A 21,089-nucleotide genomic window follows, 5' to 3' on the forward strand; every position below is an offset into this window, starting at 1 on the left:
TTATGATTTTAGTAAATATCATAAATAAAGAGTTTTTAAGGCAGAAATTATATGTTTTCGGTTTAATATTTTCTACTTTAGGATTAAAGTATGAGATATACGATGAAAAAAGTGGCGATGGGGATGTTATAATTAGTTATGGGGAAAAATTTCCCGAAAAGTTGAGCAGTTGTAGAGGTATTTTCATTAAGGACTCAGCTGAACTGTTTAATAAAAACTATTTAAAAACAATGCCACCAATTATGATTAATAGGTATTGTATGGACGAGCCTATTAAATATATTACAGAAATAATATCTTTATTCTCAAAAGATAAAATTGGTATTTCTAGAGAAGGGTGCAACACGAAAATAAATATTGACATTATTTCGGATATATTCTTTTTAGTAACAAGATATGAAGAAGTTTTATTAAAAGATAAAGATATTCATGATAGATTTAATCCTTCTGAGTCTATAGCTTATAAAGAAGATTTTATTAATAGACCAGTAGTAAATGAACAAATAGAATTATTATGGAGAGAACTACAACGAATTGACTCAACCCTTGTGAAAAGAAAAGCTTGGGGAAATAAAGACTTTGCTTTTTGCTTAAGTCACGATATAGATACTATTTTTAAATATAAAGATAAGTTTATTAAAATTATTGCGGTTAAAATCCTTAAGGAAAAGAATATAAAAGGTGCCATAGAAAGAGTTAAACACTATTTTCGTGTGAATAAGGATATACTATGTGATCCATTTTGGACATTTCCTTATTTATTAGGCTTAGAGAAAAAATATGGTTTTACGGCCTCTTACTATTTTATGGCTGGTGGTCAAACCAAGCATGATAACATATATAAGATTACTAATAAAAAATTAGAACCAATTTTCAAGGATATAAAGGAATGTAATAGCGAAATTGGACTACATGGAAGTTATAACTCTTACAATAATGTTAGCACATTAAATAAAGAAATAAAGTTACTTAGTAAGATTAATAAAATTTGTGGAATTAGGCAGCATTATTTACGTTTTAAAGTTCCATATACATGGAGGGTTCAAGAAAACAATAAAATTACTTATGATACTACATTAGGATATGCTCAAGTAGCTGGGTTTAGGGGTGGGATTTGCAGTCCCTTTAAGCCTTATGATTTAATAAGTAATAAAATCATAGATATTTATGAAATACCATTAATATTGATGGATGGTACATTAGCAGAAAAAGAGTATATGGGCTTAAACCCAGAAGAAGGACTTTTATATGCCAAGGAATTAATTGATAGGGTTAAGGATGTTAATGGAGTTTTTACTTTATTATGGCATAATTCATCCTTTGATAATACATCTAAATGGAGCCAATGGAAGTATGTATATCAAGAAGTTTTAAAATATGTTTACAGTGAGAATGGACTAGGAGTATCAGGCAAAGATTTAATAAGTTGCATAAAATGAAGGTTACTACTCAGGCATTCCACAAGTGGAATACCTATGTTATTATAAGAAAATGGTCTATAGACCCCACGTCAATTGAATACAACACAAGTGGAGGCTTTTATGATTATCAGTTGATGGTGGTTTACTACTATTTTTGCTGTTTTTTAATCTTAGCTTCTAATTCTGCATTGTGAGTTTAACCTAAGATTTACTTCTCTAAGAGCTTGTATTTCTTGATTTAATTGGCTAATTTGAGATAACAATCTATACTTACTTCTTTTAATTCTTTCATCAATGTAATGATTTCAGATGTCTCATTATAGCGTTCAATAATTTTAGACTCTTTCATTAATATTCACCATCAATCCTTAAAATTTAGTTTCTCTAGTAATTATATTCGACAAAAAAGTGAAAAATACTTTTTTGTTAAAGAAGGATTTTTATGATAGCTGAGTAGCAACAATATTAATATAAAAAAGATGAATAATTTTATTATTTAAGGATTATATATTGATACAAGTTTAAAATATAAGTTAATCTAGTAAATATAATTTGTTTTTTTAATATAATTATATAAAGCTATATAGATATAAAGATTGGAGAAAAGTATGGATAATATAAAGTACAATAAATCAATTACAGAGTTGGTAAAAACTAGAACTTCTATAAGAACCTATGATAATACTTCTATAAATAAAGATATACTTATTAAATTAAATAAATTCATTTCAGATATAGAGGGGCCATTTAAGGCTAAGGTAAAATTTAAAATTATAAATTCTAAAGAAGAAATTAATGGAGGAAAACTTGGTACCTATGGCATTATAAAGGGAGCTTCAACCTACATAGGGGTTGCTGTAGAAGCAGGATATATGGATTTAGAGGAACTAGGCTATGAGATGGAAGAAATTATTCTTTATGCTACTAGCCTAGGGTTAGGAACTTGCTGGATTGCTGGTACCTTTAAAAAGAGTGAATTTAGCAAGGTAATGGATGTAAAGGAAAATGAAATTTTTGCAGCTATATCTCCTATAGGTTATAGGGCTGATAAGAAGAGTTTTATAGAGAGGATTATTAAATTTCAAGGAAGGTCAGGTAGAAGAAAGGATTGGAGTGAATTATTTAAATTAAAGAACTTTACAGAACCAATTCCTATAAATAAGGAGCTTGGAATTATTGAGGAGGCCTTAGAAAACGTAAGGTTAGCACCATCAGCTATAAATAAACAGCCATGGCGAATTATAAAAGATGAAAATAAGTTTCATTTTTATAAAGAAGAAAAATATAGCAGTCATTCTAAGGATACAGGGAGGGATAACCACAGAATAGATATAGGAATAGCCATGTGTCACTTTGAGCTAACATGTAAAGAGCATGGTGTAGATGGAAGATTTATAGATAGTAATCCTGAATTACCTTCAACACCTGTAGATTTAAAATATATTATAACGTGGATAAAGGAATAGTTTAATTTATAAAAATTAGAAGAGTATATAAAGTTGTTGTTATACAATCTTATATACTCTTCTTTATAAATTATTTGATAATAGTTAAATATTGATTTTTATCAACTATAACTTGTTTATGACCTATGAAATAGTCAATTATAATGTCAGGCATTTCCTTTAAAACTTCACCTACTACTTTACAATCTCTATAGAAGTCATAGCCACCAGCCCCAGTTGCTCTATAGTTATTCATGGCAAGAGCAAGTTTATCATTAACTTCTTTTCCTTTAAATTTTATTGAACTAACACGATTACCTACTTCTTTAGTTAAGTCAAAGGTATAATTTAAATTTGCAAAATAGTCGTAGTTATAGTGTTCTATCTTAGGCTTTAAGAAACGATTAGAAACTTGTAATTTATCATCTGCAGATTCAAAGTAACTAGCACATCTTTCAAGGGCAAGTTTTAAAGTTTTTCCATCTACTTCAAGAATGGATAAGGTATTTGGAAACATATAAGTAGAAGTTATATCCCTTACCGTTACGTCTTTGTTAAAACCTTTTATAGAGTTAGCAAAGGAAGTAACTGAAATATCTGCACCGCTGGCATCTAATTGAACTTGATTTATAAAATTAGCTAAATAGGAACCATTCACAGCCATATCTATATGAGTACTAGGTTGAAGTTCTACATCTAAAAATCCAACTGGAGTATCTAGCCATTTCTGAACTTGGTTTTCTAGACTTAAGAATTTATCATACATAGCGTTGTTAGGATTAAGTTCAACATTTCTTAAGGATGAATTTATATATAAGCTTAAATCTTCGTGAAGTTCTAGGTTAAGCTCTAAAAACTTTGTGCCATTAGGTGGAGTTTGAGCTATATAGGTATTATGGAGATAATGCCCTGGAATTTCCATATGTTGATGTCCAGTTAGAAGAATGTGAAAATCAAATTCTTTACAGAGTTTATAGGCTATATTTTCACTTGTATCACTTAATTTTTCATGAGATTCCAAATCATTTTCAAATCCACCATGATAAATTCCGATTAATAAATCGCATTGATTTTTTAATTCTTCATAATATTTTTTTACGGTGTTAAAAGTATCAGATATGGTGAAGTTCTCAATATTGCTAGGTCTTTCCCATCTATTTATAAAATCAGTAGTAAATCCAATCATTCCTACCTTTAAGCCATTTTCCATAGTTTTAATATCATAAGGTAAAATAGATAATTCATTTGCTTTGTTATCTACATTAGTACATATACATTTTCCATTTAGATTATTAAGGTATTTTTTCAAATAGTTATAACCATAATTAAAATCATGATTACCAAGAGTTACATAATCATATTGACCCTCATTCATTATAGTAGCTAGTGGGTGTATATCAAATTCACTATTACTTAGATAATTAGTAAATGGAGAACCTTGAATTGTATCTCCACCGTCTATAATTAATGTATTTCCATCTTTATTAAATTGATTAATTATATTCAATATGCCCATATTTTTTCATTATCATCTCTATAATCTGTAGGATATACATATCCGTGTAGATCTGATGTAAAGTATATCTTTAGTTTTTTCATTTTGCACCTCTGTATATTATCTTAAAATTAATTATGTATTTATAAAAATAGCTAAAACCACATAATTATTTTATTTAAACAATTATAACATATTTAGTATTATCTTATGAAAAATAAAAATGTGATATTGAAAAAATATAAGTAAAAAGAAAAGAGAAGAAATAAGTATTAACTTGAAGTACATATTAATGATTAACTAAATTTATTAGAATTAGTTTTTAAAATATTTACATCCTAAGAATAAAGTGTTAATATAATGGTTAATATATATTAAATACAAAATAACAATGATGAAACTACGACTATTGTAATGTTTTAGAGAGCTGATGGTAGGTGTAAATCAGTACATTACATAGTCTTTCCACTTCGGAGTTACTGATGATGAATCAGAGGAAGGTGCTCCTTAAAGCACAGTAAAGAGGTCACTAAGGTGACAACTAGAGTGGTACCACGGGATATAATAGCTCTCGTCTCTATATTTATAGAGGCGGGAGTTTTTAATTTATAGTAAAATAAAAAGATTTAGTATTAAAAATTTCATTGAGGAGGAATAAAAATGATAGATATTTATTTAATTAGAAAAAATCCTGAGAAGGTTAAGGCTGCTCTTTCAAAGAGAATGGACGGTGTAGATTTTTCAGAACTTCTACAATGGGATGAAGAGAGAAGAAAAACATTAATTCAAGTAGAAGAACTTAAAAGTAAGAAAAATAAGGTTTCTAAAGAAATCCCTATTCTTAAAAAGAGAGGTGAGAATGTAGAAGCTTTATATGAAGAGATGAAAGTAGTTAGTAGGGAAATAAAAGAGTATGATGAAAAACTTCAAGAGATAGAAGAAAAGATTAATATATTTATGGAAAGCCTTCCGAATATACCTGATGAGGATGTAGTAGCAGGTGGAAAAGAAAATAACAAGGTAGTTAGAGAATTTGGAGAAAAGCCTAATTTCGATTTCCAAATTAAAGACCATGTAGAACTTGCGAAAGTCCATGATCTTATTGATTATGAAAGAGGAGTTAAGCTTGGAGGCAATGGTTTTTGGATATATAAAGGTGTAGGAGCTATGTTAGAATGGGCTCTACTTAATTACTTTATAGAAGAGCATACAAAAGATGGATATGAATTTATCTTACCTCCACATATATTAAACTATCAATGTGGTCTTTCAGCAGGACAGTTTCCTAAATTCATTGATGAAGTATTCACAGTTGGAGATAAAAAAGATAAAGAAAATATGCAATTTATGCTTCCTACAGCAGAAACTGCTTTAATTAACCTTTATAGAGGAGAGATTTTAAAAGAAGAAGAATTGCCTAAGAAATTATTTGCATATACTCCTTGCTATCGTGTTGAAGCTGGAAGTTATAGAAAATCTGAAAGAGGTATGATAAGGGGACATCAATTTAATAAAATAGAAATGTTCCAATATACAAAGCCAGAGGATTCAGATAAAGCACTAGAAGAATTAATTCAAAAGGCTGAAGCTTTGGTAAAAGGGTTAGGATTGCATTATAGGCTAGTAAAGCTGGCAGCTAAAGACTGTAGCGCATCTATGGCAAAGACTTACGATATAGAAGTTTGGATACCAAGCATGAATGAATATAAAGAGATAAGTTCAGCTTCTAATGCAAGAGATTATCAAGCAAGAAGAGGCATGATAAGATTTAGAAGAGAAGATGGTAATAAGGTAGAATATCTAAATACCTTAAATGCATCAGGGCTAGCTACAAGTAGATTATTACCAGCTATACTAGAACAGTATCAGCAAGCTGACGGAAGTGTTATAGTGCCTGAGGTATTAAGAAAGTGGACAGGAAAAGATAAATTAACTTTATAAAATATATCTTATCAAATAAAAAAACACTAATCTTTAAATGGGGTTAGTGTTTTTTTTATAAACCTAATTATATTTAAAGGATTCTAATAGTATTTATGGAATATATTTTATTGTAATATTTAAATAAGAATTAATTTGAAATCTAATACAATATTTATGTGAAATGAGCGTTTAGTAATACTAGTTAAAATAGGTAATAGTAGAAATTATTAAAGTAAAATATATTAGTTAGGATGTATAATCATATGCACATTAATGAAGTTTCAAAAGTATATAATAGGTTCGGTAGCCAGTGGTAAAACCACTATGGCTAGGAGAATGTCTAAGAAACTAAATATTCCTTGGTATGAGCTAGACAATGTAGTTCATATAAGAAGTAAAAATGTAGATAGAAAGAGAACAGTAGAAGAAAGAAATTTAGAATTTCATAAGATTTTAAACGAGGATAAATGGATTATTGAAGGAGTTAGAAGGGAATATTTTGACTTTGGATTCGAAGCAGCTGATTTAATTATTTTGCTTGATACTCCAGCTAAAAGGAAAAAGTATCGCATTTTAAAAAGGTGGATATTTCAAAATTTAAAGATGGAGAGGGCAAATTACAAACCTACAGTAAATATGCTGAAAAAAATGTATAAATGGAGTAATGGATATGAAAAAGATAAAGACAAACTTTTGAAGGATATAGAGCTGTATAGAAATAAAATAATGATTTCTAAAAGTGCTAGGGGTATATTAAAAGAAATAAGTATTTAATAATTATGAAAGGTGATATTATGAAGATTATAGATTTAACACATATAAGAGTCTATGGAGTATTAGAAAAGAGTTATATAAATATTAAATAAACTATGGAATAGGAGATAGGATTATGAATACGCAAGTCACCATAGTAGGTAATTTCTTGGATAAAGAGCAATATAGAAAAAGCTTTAATAATCTAGCATATAAGACCTTTGGATTAGATTTTGAAGATTGGTATAAAAAAGGATATTTAAAAAGCGGATATATACCATATGCTATTATAGATGAAGACCAAGTTGTTTCAAATATATCTATAAATAAATTTGAATTTGTAATAGAGGGAGAATTAAAAAAAGCTATTCAAATTGGAACTGTTATGACTGATGAAAACTTCAGAAATAGAGGATTATGTGCAATTTTGATGAAATATGTTATAGATAAATATGAAAAGAACTATGATTTAATTTATCTTTTTGCGAATAATACTGTGTTAGATTTTTATCCTAAATTTGGCTTTGAAAGAACTTTAGAGAAAACATATATAATAGATGGCAAATACATAAATAAGAAGATATCTACTATAGAAAAGCTTGATATAAGTAATGAAAATCATAAAGAACTTATAAATATACTCACTGCAAACAGGTTTCCTACATCTAAGAAATTAGGGGCTATTAATGATAAATGGCCACTTTTAGTGTACTGTTTATATGAGTTTAAGGATGATTTGTATTATATTCCAGAGAGGGATACCATTATAATTTTAAGAAGAGAAGAAGAAACACTTCATATATATGATATTATAAGCAATAAATTAATAGAGGTTGATTGTCTAATAGAAAGTATATTTAAAGAAGAAGAAAAAGTTCAATTTCACTTCATACCTAATACCCATAAGTATAAGCCTATTGAAGGAACTTTGAAGAATGATGATGAGGCACTTTTTATTTTAAAAGGAAAGAATTTATTAAAGGAATGGTTATTTCCTATTACATCCTGTACGTAAAAATATATAGAATTTTATATTAGATAAGGCATCTTCAAAAAATAAATAAGTCAGAATGTTCGTCTATTTTGTGTTATCTGATGACTACCCGCTCTAATACTCCCATCTTCTTCAAAGTGGGAGTAAAGAGCGGCTACGTCCCTAGATAACGATTTCTAACCTTCAGTGGGAGTAAAAACCCCCTCTGAAGCAAAGAACTCTGTTTATACTGCGTCAACAGAACCCTTAGATAGTGCTACTATCTGCGGAACCTGTTTCCTTGTCTAACTCAAAATATACTTTTCATCTTTGACTTATTATTTATTTTCAGATGCCTAAATTAAGTTATAAGTAAAAATAAGAACTTTTAAGCTACTATTGAATATTATGTAATTATAATGAATTATTTCGATGGTGGGAGGAAAGTTTAATGAATCCTTATGAGTTAATAACAAAGATTAAGGGAAAAATGAAGGACCCTAATTTTGCAACTAGATTTAATAATGCTTCAAATGTAGTAAATAATATACCAGGGCTACAACAAGAGATAATGAGAATAGCCCAAATAAACGATCCAAAGGCTCAAGACGCAGCAATAGAAAGATTACCTAGAGAAGCTAAGCAAGCTGTTCAAGAAATAATAAATTTACTAAATATGTAGTACTTTAAATTAAATAACAAACTACTTAATAAAATAAGCCAGAGATATCATAATGTCTCTGGTTTATTTTCTGAGAAATATTATTGGGTAAATAAAATTAATTATTGTTTATAAAATGTTAATTAAGAAGATTTGTAAGAATATATTGAAATTATTTTTGGAAGATGATATTATTACTTTGATAAGTTAATAAGAAAATTTTCGGGGCAGGGTGAAATTCCCTACCGGCGGTATAGCCCGCGAGCCAATTTGGCATGACTTGGTGAGATTCCAAGGCCGACAGTAAAGTCTGGATGTGAGAAAATTATTTGTAAGTATAGTAATTACTATAGTTATTTTGTATAACTATAATTTTTAGTTTATGTGCTCTGAAGTATTTATAATATTTCAGAGATTTTTTATTTTATAATAAGTATTATATTTTTAATATGAAAATTATAATATAAACTAAATTTTACTATAATGTATGAATAAAAATTTAGCCCCAGGGTACTATACTTGGGGCTTTTATTTTATTTAAATAAGGATGTGATTTTATGGATGAAAATTATATGAGATTGGCTTTGACATTAGCAGAGAAGGGAAGGGGAAAGGTTAATCCTAATCCAATGGTAGGTGCTGTAATTGTTAATAATGGAACTATTATTGGTGAAGGTTATCATCAGGTCTATGGACATAATCATGCGGAGGTTAATGCCTTTAAAGATGCTAAAGAGGATATCTGTGGAGCAACTCTTTATGTGACCTTAGAGCCTTGTTCTCATCATGGGAAAACACCACCTTGCGTAGATAAAATCATAGAGAAAAAGATTAAAAGAGTGGTAATTGGTTCTTTAGATCCAAACCCATTAGTGGCGGGTAGAGGAGTTAAAAAGCTTAGAGACTCTGGAATAGTTGTAGATATAGGAGTTTTGGAAAAGGAGTGTATTGCTTTAAATGAAATATTTATGAAGTATATTTCTACAAAGAAACCCTTTGTAATTATGAAAACTGCCATGTCACTAGATGGTAAGCTAGCTACTCAATATGGGGAGTCAAAGTGGATAACTGGAGAAGCCTCAAGAAAAAATGTTCATAACTTGAGACATAATCTTATGGGAATAATGGTTGGATCAAATACCGTTATAAAAGATGATCCGGAATTAACTTGTAGAGTACCGGGAGGGAAAAATCCTATAAGAATAATTTTGGATAGCTCTCTTAGAATTCCTTTAAATTCTAAAGTTATAGCGGATAGGAAGGCAAGAACTATTATAGTAACTACGGAAAAAGCTACAAAAGAAAAAATATCTATTTATACTGAGAGTGGTGTAGAGGTAGTAGTTATTCCATCTAAAGAGGGAAAAGTTAATTTGGAGAAGTTAATGGAAACTTTAGGTGAAATGAACATTGATAGTATTCTTCTTGAGGGAGGGGGAACCTTGAACTTTGAAGCTCTAAAGGCTGGGATAGTAGATAAAGTTCAAATGTATATTGCACCTAAATTTATTGGAGGAGAAAGGTCCAAGACCCCAGTAGAGGGGATGGGAATAACAAATCTAGAAGAAGCCTATGGAATAGAGAGTATAACAGTAGTTACTATAGGAGAAGATATTTTAATAGAAGGATACATGAAGGAGAGATGGATACCTTGTTTACAGGAATAGTTGAAGAGGTAGGAGAAATTAGAGGACTAAAAAAGAGAGAGAAATCCTCTATACTTTCAATTAAGGCTAATAAAGTTATTGAGGATATAAAGTTAGGAGATAGCATTTGTACCAATGGAGTGTGCTTAACAGTAACAAATATATATGGAAATGTATTTGATGCTGATGTTATGGCTGAAACCTTAAGAAGAAGTAATTTAGGTGGATTAAAGGTTGGAAGTAAAGTGAATTTAGAAAGAGCCTTAAGTGCTAAAGGTAGATTTGGAGGGCATATAGTAAGTGGGCATATAGATGGTGTTGGGAGAATAATTTCTTTAGAAAAGGAAGATAACGCAGTATGGGTTACCATAGAGGCTAAGGAAAGTATTTTACAGTATGTAGTTGAAAAAGGCTCCATAGCCATAGATGGAATAAGTCTTACTGTAGCATATGTAGATGATAAGGTATTTAAAGTTTCCATAATTCCACACACTGGAAAAGAAACAATATTATTATCTAAAACTAATGAAGATACAGTGAATCTTGAGTGTGATGTTATAGGGAAATATGTAGAAAAGCTTTTAACATTTAAAGATAGTAAAAAAGTAGAGAATAAAAATTCCATTAGTGAAGAATTTCTTAAAGAAAATGGATTCTTTTAAGTTAAATAAAATAGGGAGGGTTAAAAATGTTAGAATTTTATACTATTGAAGAAGCAATTAAGGATATTAAAGAAGGAAAGATGGTTATAGTTATTGATGACCCAGATAGAGAAAATGAGGGAGATTTATTAATGGCTGCTGAAAAGGTTACCCCAGAAGCTATAAACTTTATGGCTAAGTTTGGAAGAGGGCTTATATGTATGCCATTGGAAGGAGAAAGACTTAGAGATTTAAAAATAGAACCTATGGTTGAAAAAAATACAGATAATCATGAAACTGCATTTACAGTATCTGTGGATCATATTGGGACCACTACAGGAATATCTGCACACGAGAGAGCTTTAACTATTCAGAAGATTTTAGATGGAGATAGCATAGCAAAAGACTTTAGAAAACCAGGTCATGTATTTCCTTTAGAAGCTAGAGAGGGTGGCGTATTAAAAAGAGTAGGGCACACTGAAGCGGCGGTAGATTTATCAAAAATGGCAGGGTTAAAGCCAGCGGGAGTAATTTGTGAAATTATGAGTGAAGATGGAACTATGGCTAGAACTGAGGAACTTTTAGAATTCGGTAAACTACATAATATTAAAGTAATTACTATAGCAGATTTAGTTAGGTACAGGAGAAAGACAGAAGTACTAATAGAAAAGGCAGCAGAGGTAGACATGCCTACAAAATATGGAAATTTTAAGATGTATGGTTTTATAAATAAATTAAATGGTGAACATCATGTGGCATTAGTTAAAGGAGAAATTGATGAGAATAAACCAATTTTAACAAGACTGCACTCTGAATGTCTAACTGGAGATGTCCTTGGCTCTAATAGATGTGATTGTGGAGAACAATTAGCAGAAGCTTTAAGAAGAATTGAAGAAGAAGGCTGTGGAATACTTTTATATATGAGGCAAGAGGGAAGAGGCATAGGGCTTATAAATAAATTAAAAGCATACGATTTACAAGACCATGGATATGATACAGTAGAGGCAAACATTAAACTTGGATTTCCAGCAGATCTTAGAGATTATGGAATAGGAGCTCAAATGCTGAAAGAACTAGGAGCTAAAAAACTTAGACTTATGACTAATAATCCAAAGAAAATTAAAGGGTTAGATGGATATGATATTGAGGTAGTAGAAAGAGTGCCAATCCAAATTAATTATAATAAGGATAATGAATTTTATTTAAAAACTAAACAAAATAAAATGGAGCACATGCTTAACTATAAGTAAGACTCTAAATCTATGATTTAGCTAGTCGCACTTACTCATTCGAATGCATATGAGAAGGAGTTTAATTTTGAGATTAGTATGAGTGAAGTCTCATATTAGACTCTAAATCTATGATTTAGTTAGTCGCACTTACTCATTCGAATGCATATGAGAAGGAGTTTCATTTTGAAATTAATATGAGCGAAGCCTCATATAAGACTCTAAATCTATGATTTAGTTATAAATTAAAATATAATTTAGGAGGAATAATGATGAAAATATTTGAAGGAAATTTAGTTGCACAAGGATTAAGAGTTGGAATAGTAGTAGGAAGATTTAATGAGTTTATTGTATCTAAACTTTTAGGTGGAGCCATTGATGGACTTAAAAGACATGGAGTAGAAGAAGACAGTATTGAAGTGGCATGGGTACCAGGAGCTTTTGAATTACCATTAGTAGCAAAGAAGATGGCTCAAAATGAAAATTATGATGCAATTATATGCCTTGGAGCAGTTATTAAGGGCTCTACACCACATTTTGATTATGTTTGTGCTGAAGCTTCAAAGGGAATAGCATCAGTATCCCTTAGCACAGAGAAACCGGTTATTTTCGGGGTTCTAACAACAGATACTATAGAGCAAGCTATAGAAAGAGCTGGGACTAAAGCAGGTAATAAAGGTTATGATGCAGCAGTAACAGCTATAGAAATGGCAAATTTATTAAAGAATTTTTAATATAAAATTTAATAGTGCAAAGATAATAAGCATCTAAGCATACTATATAATACAATTTTCCCTATAAAAATGTATAAATAGTTATATATTTTTATATTTAAATATAAAACTATTTAAATATAAAACTATTTAAATAGTTGTTCTGTTCATGCAGGTTTTAGGTGATTTCGCATTTAAACAGTGTAATTAAATTACATATAATTCGGAGAAAATTGACAATAGATGTAATCAATGCTATGCTTTAAGAAAATTGAATATTTAGGGAGCTTGTAACAACAGGCTGAGAGGAAGCAAAAGGTAGCTTCGACCTATAACCTGATTTGGATAATGCCAACGTAGGGAATTACATTAAGAATATTAATGGGGCATGCTATTTGGTATGTCCCATATTTTTTTAGATTCTACGAAAATTATGTTAAGGAAGTGTATAAAATGAGTATTAGTAAAAATCAAATGAAGTTATATGTGGTAACTGATAGAAGTTGGTTAAATGGAAAGTCATTTACCAAAGAAATAGAAAAAACTTTACAAGGTGGAGCTACATTAATTCAGCTAAGAGAAAAGCAATTAGCCTATAATGAATTTCTTACAGAAGGAAAAGACATAAAGAAAATTACAGATAAATATAATATTCCTTTAATTATTAATGATAATGTAGAAATAGCTATAAAGATTGATGCTTCCGGGGTTCATATAGGTCAAGGTGATATGGATGGAGCAGAAGTAAGAAAATTAATAGGTAAAGATAAAATTTTAGGAGTTACAGCAAAAACTGTGGAGCAAGCTATTAAAGCAGAGAAAGATGGGGCAAGCTACATTGGAGTTGGAGCAGCTTTTTCCACTTCAACTAAATTAGATACTAGAGTGATAACTTTTGAAACCATTAAAAATATATGCAAAGCTGTATCTATACCAGTAGTAGCTATTGGAGGCATAGATGAGAATAATATTATGAACCTAAAAGGTTTAGGAATAGATGGAGTAGCTTTAGTATCTGCTATATTTTCCAAAGAAGATGTGTTGGTAGCCACAAAACAAATGTTAGGGTTAACTGAAAGAATACTAACTCAATAGAATACACAGGAAAAATAGATATGTATTTTAGATGCACAATATTTTGTGTAATATACACATTGAATAGAGGGGATTGATTTGTAATGAAGAAGATACTTACAATAGCAGGATCAGATTGCAGTGGAGGAGCTGGAATACAAGCAGATATAAAAACTATTGTGGCACATAAAATGTATGCAATGAGTGCTATAACAGCTTTAACAGCGCAAAATACCACTGGAGTTTATGATGTTATAAACGTACCAAGAGAGTTTTTAAGTAAAGAAATCCATTGCATTATGAAAGATATTTTCCCAGATGCCATTAAGATAGGGATGGTATCATCTAAGGAGATTATTGAAGAAATTGTAGAAAGATTACTGGAGTATAAGGCTAAAAATATTGTAGTTGATCCAGTTATGATATCTACTAGTGGAAGTAGACTTCTTTCAGAGGATGCCATGGAAGCTTTAATTATAAAGCTTTTGCCTATAGCTGATGTAATTACTCCAAATATTCCAGAAGCAGAATGTATTTGTGGATTTAAAATTTTCAGTAAAGAAAATATGATAGAAGCAGCTAAAAAAATTTCAAGGGAGTATAAAGGAAAAATTATTATTAAAGGAGGTCACTTAGAAGGTTGTGCTGACGATTTATTATATAAAGATGGAGAAATAACTTGGTATTATGAAGAAAAAATAGATAATTCAAATACCCATGGAACAGGTTGCACCTTATCATCTGCTATAGCTTGTAATTTGGCAGCAGGTTATAGTATCAATGAAAGTATTTCAAGGGGGAAAAAATATATAACTGGCGCTTTAAGGGCTAATTTAAATCTTGGAAAAGGCAATGGACCTCTTAATCATTGTTGGAGTTTATAAATCAAGTTGGTATATACTTATTAAATTGCTTTGAAGAAATTCCAATCAATATTGGATTTAAATATATGAATAATATATGAAAAAGGAGATTATTTTAATATAATAGTCTCTTTTTTTAATATATATATATAAGTAATAGCATTTAAATTTTACATGTATAAGCTAGGATTAATATTATAACTCTCGAAATATTAGTATACCGAATATTTTTAAGCACTAAACAATATAAAGAAAATTCTGAAAATTTCAAAAAAAGTATTTACAAAAGAAGAAAATATATGTATTATTAGGATAATGAATTTACAAAATTGTAATAAATATATTAAAAAGTAATAAATATATTAAAAAGTAATAAATATACAACAGAATGGTAAAAATTAGAACTTTAAATTGTATTATCTATGGGGATAGGAATTTATACAAGTATATATTTAAAAAAATATATCATTGTATTTATTTATAACTTAATTATTTTAAGGGGGAATAGATTTTGAAGAAAAGAAGATTAATGGCGTTAATGTTGTCAAGTATTTTAGCTTTTTCATTAGTTGGATGTGGTGACAAAGAAAAAAAGGAAGAGACATCAAAGGATACACCTAAATCTGAAGAAGCTGGGAAGAAAATTGGGGGTACTTTAGTTGCTGGAGCAGATGAGATGTCTGGTAACTTTAACCCAGCTTATTACTCATCAGTTCAAGATGCTTATGTAATTAATATGGTATTTGATAAGCTTATAGAAATGGATGTTAATGGAGAATATCAACCATCAGCAGCAGAAAGTTGGGAGTTTTCAGACGATGCGAAGGAAATTACCTTTAAATTGAAGAAGGATATGACTTTCTCTGATGGTGAAAAGGTTACAGCTGAAGACGTTGTTTTTAGTTACCAACTTTTATCAGATAAGACTTATACCGGTAGATATGGATCTGTTGTTAAGGATTTAGTTGGATATAAGGAATATTCAAAGGGAGAGACTGAAGAGTTTAAAGGTGTAGTAGCAGTAGATGAATATACAGTTAAATTTTCATTTGTAGAGCCACTAAGAACAAATCTTGCTAACTGTGCTCTTGAAATTATGCCAAAGCATTACTATGGAGCAAATTGGAAGGTTGGAGATACATCATCTGTAGAAGCTATAACAACAAAACCAATTGGTTCAGGACCATATACTTTAGAGAAATTCCAGGAAAAGGAATTCGTATCTCTTAAGAGAAATCCAAACTACTATGGTGAAGGATATTTAATTGAAAATATAGTATGTAAGTTTGTTGACCAAACTACTGATATAGTTGAATTAGCAGCTCAAAATGTAGATTTACTTCCAGGCGTTATTGATCCTGAAAAAATCAATGAAGCTAAAGCAAAAGATTTTATAACTTTTAATCAATATGATAGAAGTGGATATGGCTATACTAAATTTAACTGTGAATCAGGTCCAACAGCTGATAAAAAAGTACGTCAAGCATTATATTATGGCTTTAACATTAAAGAATTTGTAAATAGTTATTATAAAGATGAGGCAACTGGAGATGTACTTGCATCAGTTCAATATCACCCATTCTCTCAAGTTTCTTGGGGTATTGATGATAAATTAGTTAGTGAAATGACAGAGTATGATTTTGATTTAGAAAAAGCTAAGGCTCTATTAGATGAAGCAGGCTGGAAAGTTGGTTCAAGTGGATTCCGTGAAAAGGATGGAAAGGTTATGGAGCTTAATGTAGCTGCTATGCCAGACCATGATATTTTAAATACCCTTATTCCAATGTGGCAAAGAGACTGGGGAGAAGGTTTAAAAATTAAACTTAATATAGCATATCTTGAATTTAATACTTTATTAGATTATGTTCAATACAACTCTGATGAAAATGTAGATAAATGGAGTATATACTTTATGGCAACATCTATAACTAGCCCAGACCCAGATAGTTTATATTCTGAAATCCACTCAGATTATATTGGTTCAGGTAAAGATAATTCAGCTAGATATAGTAATCCAGAAGTTGACAAGTTATTAGATGAAGCTAAGAGTATTATAGATAAGGAAGAAGCAAAACCTTATTATAACAAAATAGCTAAAATCCTTAATGAGGATGCACCTATAGTTCCTGTATATGCAAATACTTATTTTGATATGTATAACAAAAAAATAAAAGGCCTAGAAACAAGCCCATTCTGTGATTGGGTAAAAGCATTAAGACATGCTTATATAGAAGAATAATTTTAAATTTCATATAGGCTATTGGCGCCCTGCCTAAGATCGCAGGGCGTTATTAAAATAAGTTTAGGGGTGATGAAATGTTAAAGTTTTTAGGCAAAAGATTACTTAATTTAATCCCTGTTATGATAATAATAACAATCATACTTTTTGGTTTGTTACAACTTATGCCTGGAGATCCAGTTAGTGCATATTTAGGACAAGGATCAAAGACTACTCCAGAGCAGCAACAGCAAATTAGAGAGCAATTAGGGTTAGATAAAGGACCGGTTACTCAGTATTTTAATTGGCTGGGAAGAACTTTAAAAGGGGACTTTGGTTCCTCATTAAAATTTAGAAAACCTGTAAGTGAAGTTATAGGGGATTATATTTGGAATACTTTTTTACTAAATATAATATCCATGGTTTTAGCATTTGCGATTGCTATCCCAGTAGGAATAAAATCTGCAGTAAAGAAATATGGAGTTTTTGATAACTTTTGGACTGTGTTCTCTCTAGTTGGAGTAGGAATGCCATCATTTTTCTTTGCACTGCTCATGATTTTCTTTATAGCAGTACCAAGCAATGGAGCAATACCACTTAATGGTATGAGAACTCCTGTAATGGCGGCAGTTGGTTATGATAGCTTTATGGCTGAAGTAATAGACGTAGCTAAACATATGATTTTACCAGTAATAATTTTAACTATTTTAAGTCTTGCTGGACTTATAAGATATGTTAGAAATAGTGTTATTGAAGTAATTAATCAAGATTATATTAGAACAGCACGTTCTAAAGGTTTAAAAGAAAAAGTTGTTATTTATCGTCATGCCTTTAGAAATGCACTAATACCAATTGTAACCCTTTTAGGAATGTATATTCCGTCTCTATTTGGAGGGGCTATATTACTAGAAACAGTACTTCTTTGGCCAGGAATTGGAAATATACTGTACACATCAGTTATGGGTAGAGATATTTGGATTGTAATGGCAGCTAATACATTCTATGCAGTTTTAATGGTTTTAGGAAATCTAGTATCAGACATGTCTTATGCATTAGTAGATCCTAGAGTAAAGGTAGAATAGGAGGTTAGTTTATTATGTTAGAAGTAAAAAAGGCTAAAGCAGAAAAAAAGAAACAAGACCTCCAATCTATGGGACCATGGAGGGTTGCATGGGAGAGATTTAGAAAGAATAAAATAGCACTTACAGGTGGTATAGTATTTGGGATTATAGTTTTATTAGTAATATTAGTTCCTATAATATCACCTTATGATTTAAATGAATTTGAACTTGTTAATAAGGTTCAAGCACCGTCAGCAAAGCACTGGCTTGGAACTGATGAACAAGGTAGAGATGTACTTATGAGAGTATTTTATGGTGGAAGGATATCTATATTTATTGGAGTTATGACGGCAGGTATAACTGTACTTATTGGTGCTACCATAGGTGGCATTGCAGGTTACTATGGTGGATGGGTAGACAACATTCTGATGCGTTTCACAGAAATAATTAGCTCCCTTCCATTTATGCCTTTAATGATATCATTATCCTTTGCATTGATGTGGAGGGTAAGTAGTACCCAGAAGATGTATGTGGTTATGTTTATTCTTGCCATAATATCTTGGCCAGGCCTTGCTAGAATGGTTAGAGGACAAATTTTATCCCTTAGAGAACAAGATTTTATAGTGGCTACTAAAGCACTAGGAATATCTAATAGATCTAAGATAGTAAGACACCTTTTGCCTAATACTCTTGCATATATTATAGTTAATGCTACCCTTGGAATGGCAGGTGCTATATTGACAGAAGCAGGACTTTCTTTTCTAGGATTAGGAGTAATTCCACCAACGCCAACTTGGGGGAATATGATTGAAAGAGCTAGAGACTCATTTATATTTACAAGTAATCCATGGCTTTGGATACCACCTGGAATTTTAATTGTATTAACCGTTGTTAGTATAAATCTTCTTGGTGAGGGCTTAAGAGATGCCTTTGATCCAAAAGAGATAAGGTAGGTGTGATATATGGAAAATTTATTAGAAGTAAGAGATTTAAAAACATATTTTTATACAGATAATGGTATTGTAAAAGCGGTAGATGGAGTTTCCTTTGATGTAGAACCAGGAAAAACCCTTGGTATAGTTGGAGAATCAGGTTGTGGTAAAAGTATAACTTCTATGTCTATTTTAAAGCTTATAGATAAACCAGGTAAGATTGTAGATGGTACCATTAAATTTGATAATAAAGATATAGTACCTATGGATGATAGTGATATAAGGAAGGTTAGAGGAAATGATATATCTATGATTTTCCAAGAGCCTATGACTTCTTTAAATCCTGTATTTAGAATTGAAGATCAGATAATGGAAGCCGTAATGCTTCACCAAGGATTAGATAAAAAGGAAGCAAGGAAGATTGCTATTGATATGCTTGCCTTTGTTGGAATTCCTAGACCAGAACAAGTAGCAAGAGATTACCCACATCAGTTAAGTGGTGGAATGCGTCAAAGAGTTATGATAGCTATGGCTCTTGCATGTAGGCCTAAATTACTTATTGCTGATGAGCCTACCACTGCTCTTGATGTAACTATACAAGCTCAGATATTAACATTAATGAATGATTTAAAGGAAAAAACAAATACAGCCATAATGCTAATTACCCATGACTTGGGAGTAATAGCTCAAATGGCAGATCATGTAATTGTAATGTATTCTGGAAAAGTGGTTGAATCAGCTCCAATTAAAGAGCTTTTTGATAATCCAAAGCATCCTTATACTAAAGGACTTTTAGCTTCAATACCAAGTCTAGATCAAGATAAGGAAAGATTATACTCTATAGATGGAGTAGTTCCAAATCCATTTCACCTTCCTGTGGGATGTTATTTTGAACCAAGATGTGAATTTGCGAAGGCTGAATGTAAGTGCAAGATGCCTGCTATAACTAATATTTCAGATGAACATCAGGTAAGATGCTTCCTATATAATGAAGCAATAGATGAAAAACATCATAAAGAGGAGGGAATCCATGATGGAAAAGGAAAGAAATAAGATTATTGAAATAAGAAATCTTAAGAAATATTTCCCTGTTAAGGGTAAATCTGCCACTGGAGAGAAACTCTGTGTAAAAGCTGTGGATGATGTTTCCTTTGAAATATATGAAGGGGAGACTTTAGGTCTAGTTGGAGAATCGGGATGTGGAAAATCTACATTAGGTAGAACTTTAATAAAACTCTATGATCCAACTGGAGGAGAAATTTTATATAAAAACCAAAATATTATAAAGTATAATGAAAAAAAGATGAAGCCTTTAAGACAGGATATGCAAATTATATTTCAAGACCCCTATAGTTCTTTAAACCCAAGATTGAATGTACATTCAATTGTTAGTGAAGCTTTAGTAGAGCATAAGCTCTATAAGAAAGGTGAAGAGCTTAATAAAAGAGTGTTAGAAATAGTTGAACAGTGTGGACTTTCTCCATACCATATATATAGATATCCTCACCAGTTTTCTGGTGGACAAAGACAGCGTATAGGAATAGCAAGAGCCTTAGCACTACAACCCAAATTTGTAGTATGTGATGAGCCAGTATCAGCCCTTGACGTTTCTATTCAATCACAGATACTTAACCTGATGATGGATTTACAACAAAAAATGGGATTGGCATATTTATTTATATCCCATGATTTAAGTGTTGTAAAACATATTAGTGATAGAGTTGGAGTAATGTATTTGGGTTCTATAGTAGAACTAGCAGATAAGGAAGATTTATATAAAAACCCTGTACATCCATATACAAGAGCATTACTAGCAGCTATACCTGTAGCAAATCCAGATTACAAAAGCAATATGAGTATTGTAAAAGGAGAAATTCCAAGCAATGTTAACCTTCCAAAGGGTTGCAAGTTTAATACTAGGTGTCCTTATGCTAAGGAAATATGTAAGGAACAGGTACCAGAAACTAAAGAGGTAGAAAAGGGACACTTCTGTGCTTGCCACTTTGCAGGAGAGATATAGTAAACGACATAAAAGGAGATG

Annotated in this window: 18 protein-coding genes, 2 riboswitches and 1 other annotated feature; of the genes, 17 read left to right on the top strand and 1 reads right to left on the bottom strand. The window is 30.7% G+C overall.

What is annotated here, in order from left to right:
- Window positions 1-2: 2 nt before the first annotated feature.
- On the top strand, window positions 3-1,439 hold the full coding sequence (locus tag ABDZ93_RS10830; RefSeq protein ID WP_343826285.1) for a polysaccharide deacetylase family protein: 1,437 nt from the start codon (window positions 3-5) through the stop codon (window positions 1,437-1,439).
- Window positions 1,440-2,029: 590 nt separating this feature from the next.
- A complete protein-coding gene (locus tag ABDZ93_RS10835; RefSeq protein ID WP_343826287.1) occupies window positions 2,030-2,887 on the top strand; it encodes a nitroreductase family protein in 858 nt (285 codons plus the stop codon).
- Between the two features lie 70 nt (window positions 2,888-2,957).
- On the opposite strand, the gene ABDZ93_RS10840 is transcribed toward ABDZ93_RS10835, so the two are convergent.
- Window positions 2,958-4,382: a bifunctional metallophosphatase/5'-nucleotidase gene (locus ABDZ93_RS10840; protein WP_343826289.1), complete on the bottom strand. Its 1,425-nt coding sequence runs from the start codon at window positions 4,380-4,382 to the stop codon at window positions 2,958-2,960.
- A 361-nt stretch (window positions 4,383-4,743) separates the two neighbouring features.
- Window positions 4,744-4,943: a binding site (T-box leader), on the top strand.
- A gap of 78 nt (window positions 4,944-5,021) precedes the next feature.
- Between ABDZ93_RS10840 and serS the strand changes: the two genes are divergently transcribed.
- From serS to ABDZ93_RS10915, 15 genes are all read left to right on the top strand, one after another.
- Window positions 5,022-6,302, top strand: a complete 1,281-nt coding sequence (gene serS, locus ABDZ93_RS10845; RefSeq protein WP_343826291.1) for a serine--tRNA ligase — start codon at window positions 5,022-5,024, stop codon at window positions 6,300-6,302.
- 255 nt (window positions 6,303-6,557) lie between these two features.
- The gene (locus ABDZ93_RS10850) at window positions 6,558-7,058 is read left to right on the top strand and encodes a P-loop NTPase family protein (RefSeq protein ID WP_343826293.1); all 501 of its coding nucleotides are present in this window, start codon (window positions 6,558-6,560) and stop codon (window positions 7,056-7,058) included.
- Window positions 7,059-7,173: 115 nt separating this feature from the next.
- Window positions 7,174-8,052, top strand: coding sequence for a GNAT family N-acetyltransferase (locus ABDZ93_RS10855; protein WP_343826295.1), 879 nt, complete (start codon window positions 7,174-7,176; stop codon window positions 8,050-8,052).
- A 409-nt stretch (window positions 8,053-8,461) separates the two neighbouring features.
- A complete protein-coding gene (locus tag ABDZ93_RS10860; RefSeq protein ID WP_343826297.1) occupies window positions 8,462-8,692 on the top strand; it encodes a hypothetical protein in 231 nt (76 codons plus the stop codon).
- Window positions 8,693-8,885: 193 nt separating this feature from the next.
- Window positions 8,886-9,001: riboswitch (FMN riboswitch) on the top strand.
- A gap of 227 nt (window positions 9,002-9,228) precedes the next feature.
- Window positions 9,229-10,338 carry a bifunctional diaminohydroxyphosphoribosylaminopyrimidine deaminase/5-amino-6-(5-phosphoribosylamino)uracil reductase RibD gene (gene ribD, locus ABDZ93_RS10865; RefSeq protein WP_343826299.1) on the top strand — a complete coding sequence of 370 codons (1,110 nt, stop codon included), beginning with the start codon at window positions 9,229-9,231 and terminating at the stop codon, window positions 10,336-10,338.
- Window positions 10,323-10,979 (top strand): riboflavin synthase, encoded by a 657-nt coding sequence (locus tag ABDZ93_RS10870; protein WP_343826992.1) that lies wholly within the window; start codon window positions 10,323-10,325, stop codon window positions 10,977-10,979. Before ribD ends, ABDZ93_RS10870 begins: the two co-directional genes overlap by 16 nt.
- Window positions 10,980-11,005: 26 nt before the next feature.
- Window positions 11,006-12,208 (top strand): bifunctional 3,4-dihydroxy-2-butanone-4-phosphate synthase/GTP cyclohydrolase II, encoded by a 1,203-nt coding sequence (locus ABDZ93_RS10875; RefSeq protein ID WP_343826301.1) that lies wholly within the window; start codon window positions 11,006-11,008, stop codon window positions 12,206-12,208.
- 251 nt (window positions 12,209-12,459) lie between these two features.
- Complete coding sequence (gene ribH, locus ABDZ93_RS10880; RefSeq protein ID WP_343826303.1) at window positions 12,460-12,921, top strand: 6,7-dimethyl-8-ribityllumazine synthase; 462 nt, start codon at window positions 12,460-12,462, stop codon at window positions 12,919-12,921.
- A 249-nt stretch (window positions 12,922-13,170) separates the two neighbouring features.
- Window positions 13,171-13,280: riboswitch (TPP riboswitch) on the top strand.
- 73 nt (window positions 13,281-13,353) lie between these two features.
- Window positions 13,354-13,995 carry a thiamine phosphate synthase gene (thiE, locus tag ABDZ93_RS10885; RefSeq protein ID WP_343826305.1) on the top strand — a complete coding sequence of 214 codons (642 nt, stop codon included), beginning with the start codon at window positions 13,354-13,356 and terminating at the stop codon, window positions 13,993-13,995.
- Between the two features lie 83 nt (window positions 13,996-14,078).
- Window positions 14,079-14,858, top strand: coding sequence for a bifunctional hydroxymethylpyrimidine kinase/phosphomethylpyrimidine kinase (gene thiD, locus ABDZ93_RS10890; protein ID WP_343826307.1), 780 nt, complete (start codon window positions 14,079-14,081; stop codon window positions 14,856-14,858).
- Window positions 14,859-15,348: 490 nt separating this feature from the next.
- Complete coding sequence (locus ABDZ93_RS10895) at window positions 15,349-17,076, top strand: ABC transporter substrate-binding protein (RefSeq protein WP_343826309.1); 1,728 nt, start codon at window positions 15,349-15,351, stop codon at window positions 17,074-17,076.
- A 77-nt stretch (window positions 17,077-17,153) separates the two neighbouring features.
- On the top strand, window positions 17,154-18,137 hold the full coding sequence (locus tag ABDZ93_RS10900) for an ABC transporter permease (RefSeq protein ID WP_343826311.1): 984 nt from the start codon (window positions 17,154-17,156) through the stop codon (window positions 18,135-18,137).
- 14 nt (window positions 18,138-18,151) lie between these two features.
- Window positions 18,152-19,069 carry an oligopeptide ABC transporter permease gene (gene opp4C / locus ABDZ93_RS10905; protein WP_343826312.1) on the top strand — a complete coding sequence of 306 codons (918 nt, stop codon included), beginning with the start codon at window positions 18,152-18,154 and terminating at the stop codon, window positions 19,067-19,069.
- A gap of 9 nt (window positions 19,070-19,078) precedes the next feature.
- Entirely contained in the window at window positions 19,079-20,101 is a 1,023-nt protein-coding gene (locus ABDZ93_RS10910; protein WP_343826314.1) for an ABC transporter ATP-binding protein, read from the top strand.
- A complete protein-coding gene (locus ABDZ93_RS10915; RefSeq protein ID WP_343826316.1) occupies window positions 20,079-21,068 on the top strand; it encodes an ABC transporter ATP-binding protein in 990 nt (329 codons plus the stop codon). The genes ABDZ93_RS10910 and ABDZ93_RS10915 overlap by 23 nt, the downstream gene beginning before the upstream one ends.
- Window positions 21,069-21,089 lie beyond the last annotated feature (21 nt).

Origin of the sequence: Clostridium subterminale, assembly GCF_039521425.1 — a bacterium.
GTDB classification, from domain to species: Bacteria; Bacillota; Clostridia; order Clostridiales; family Clostridiaceae; genus Clostridium_J; species Clostridium_J subterminale.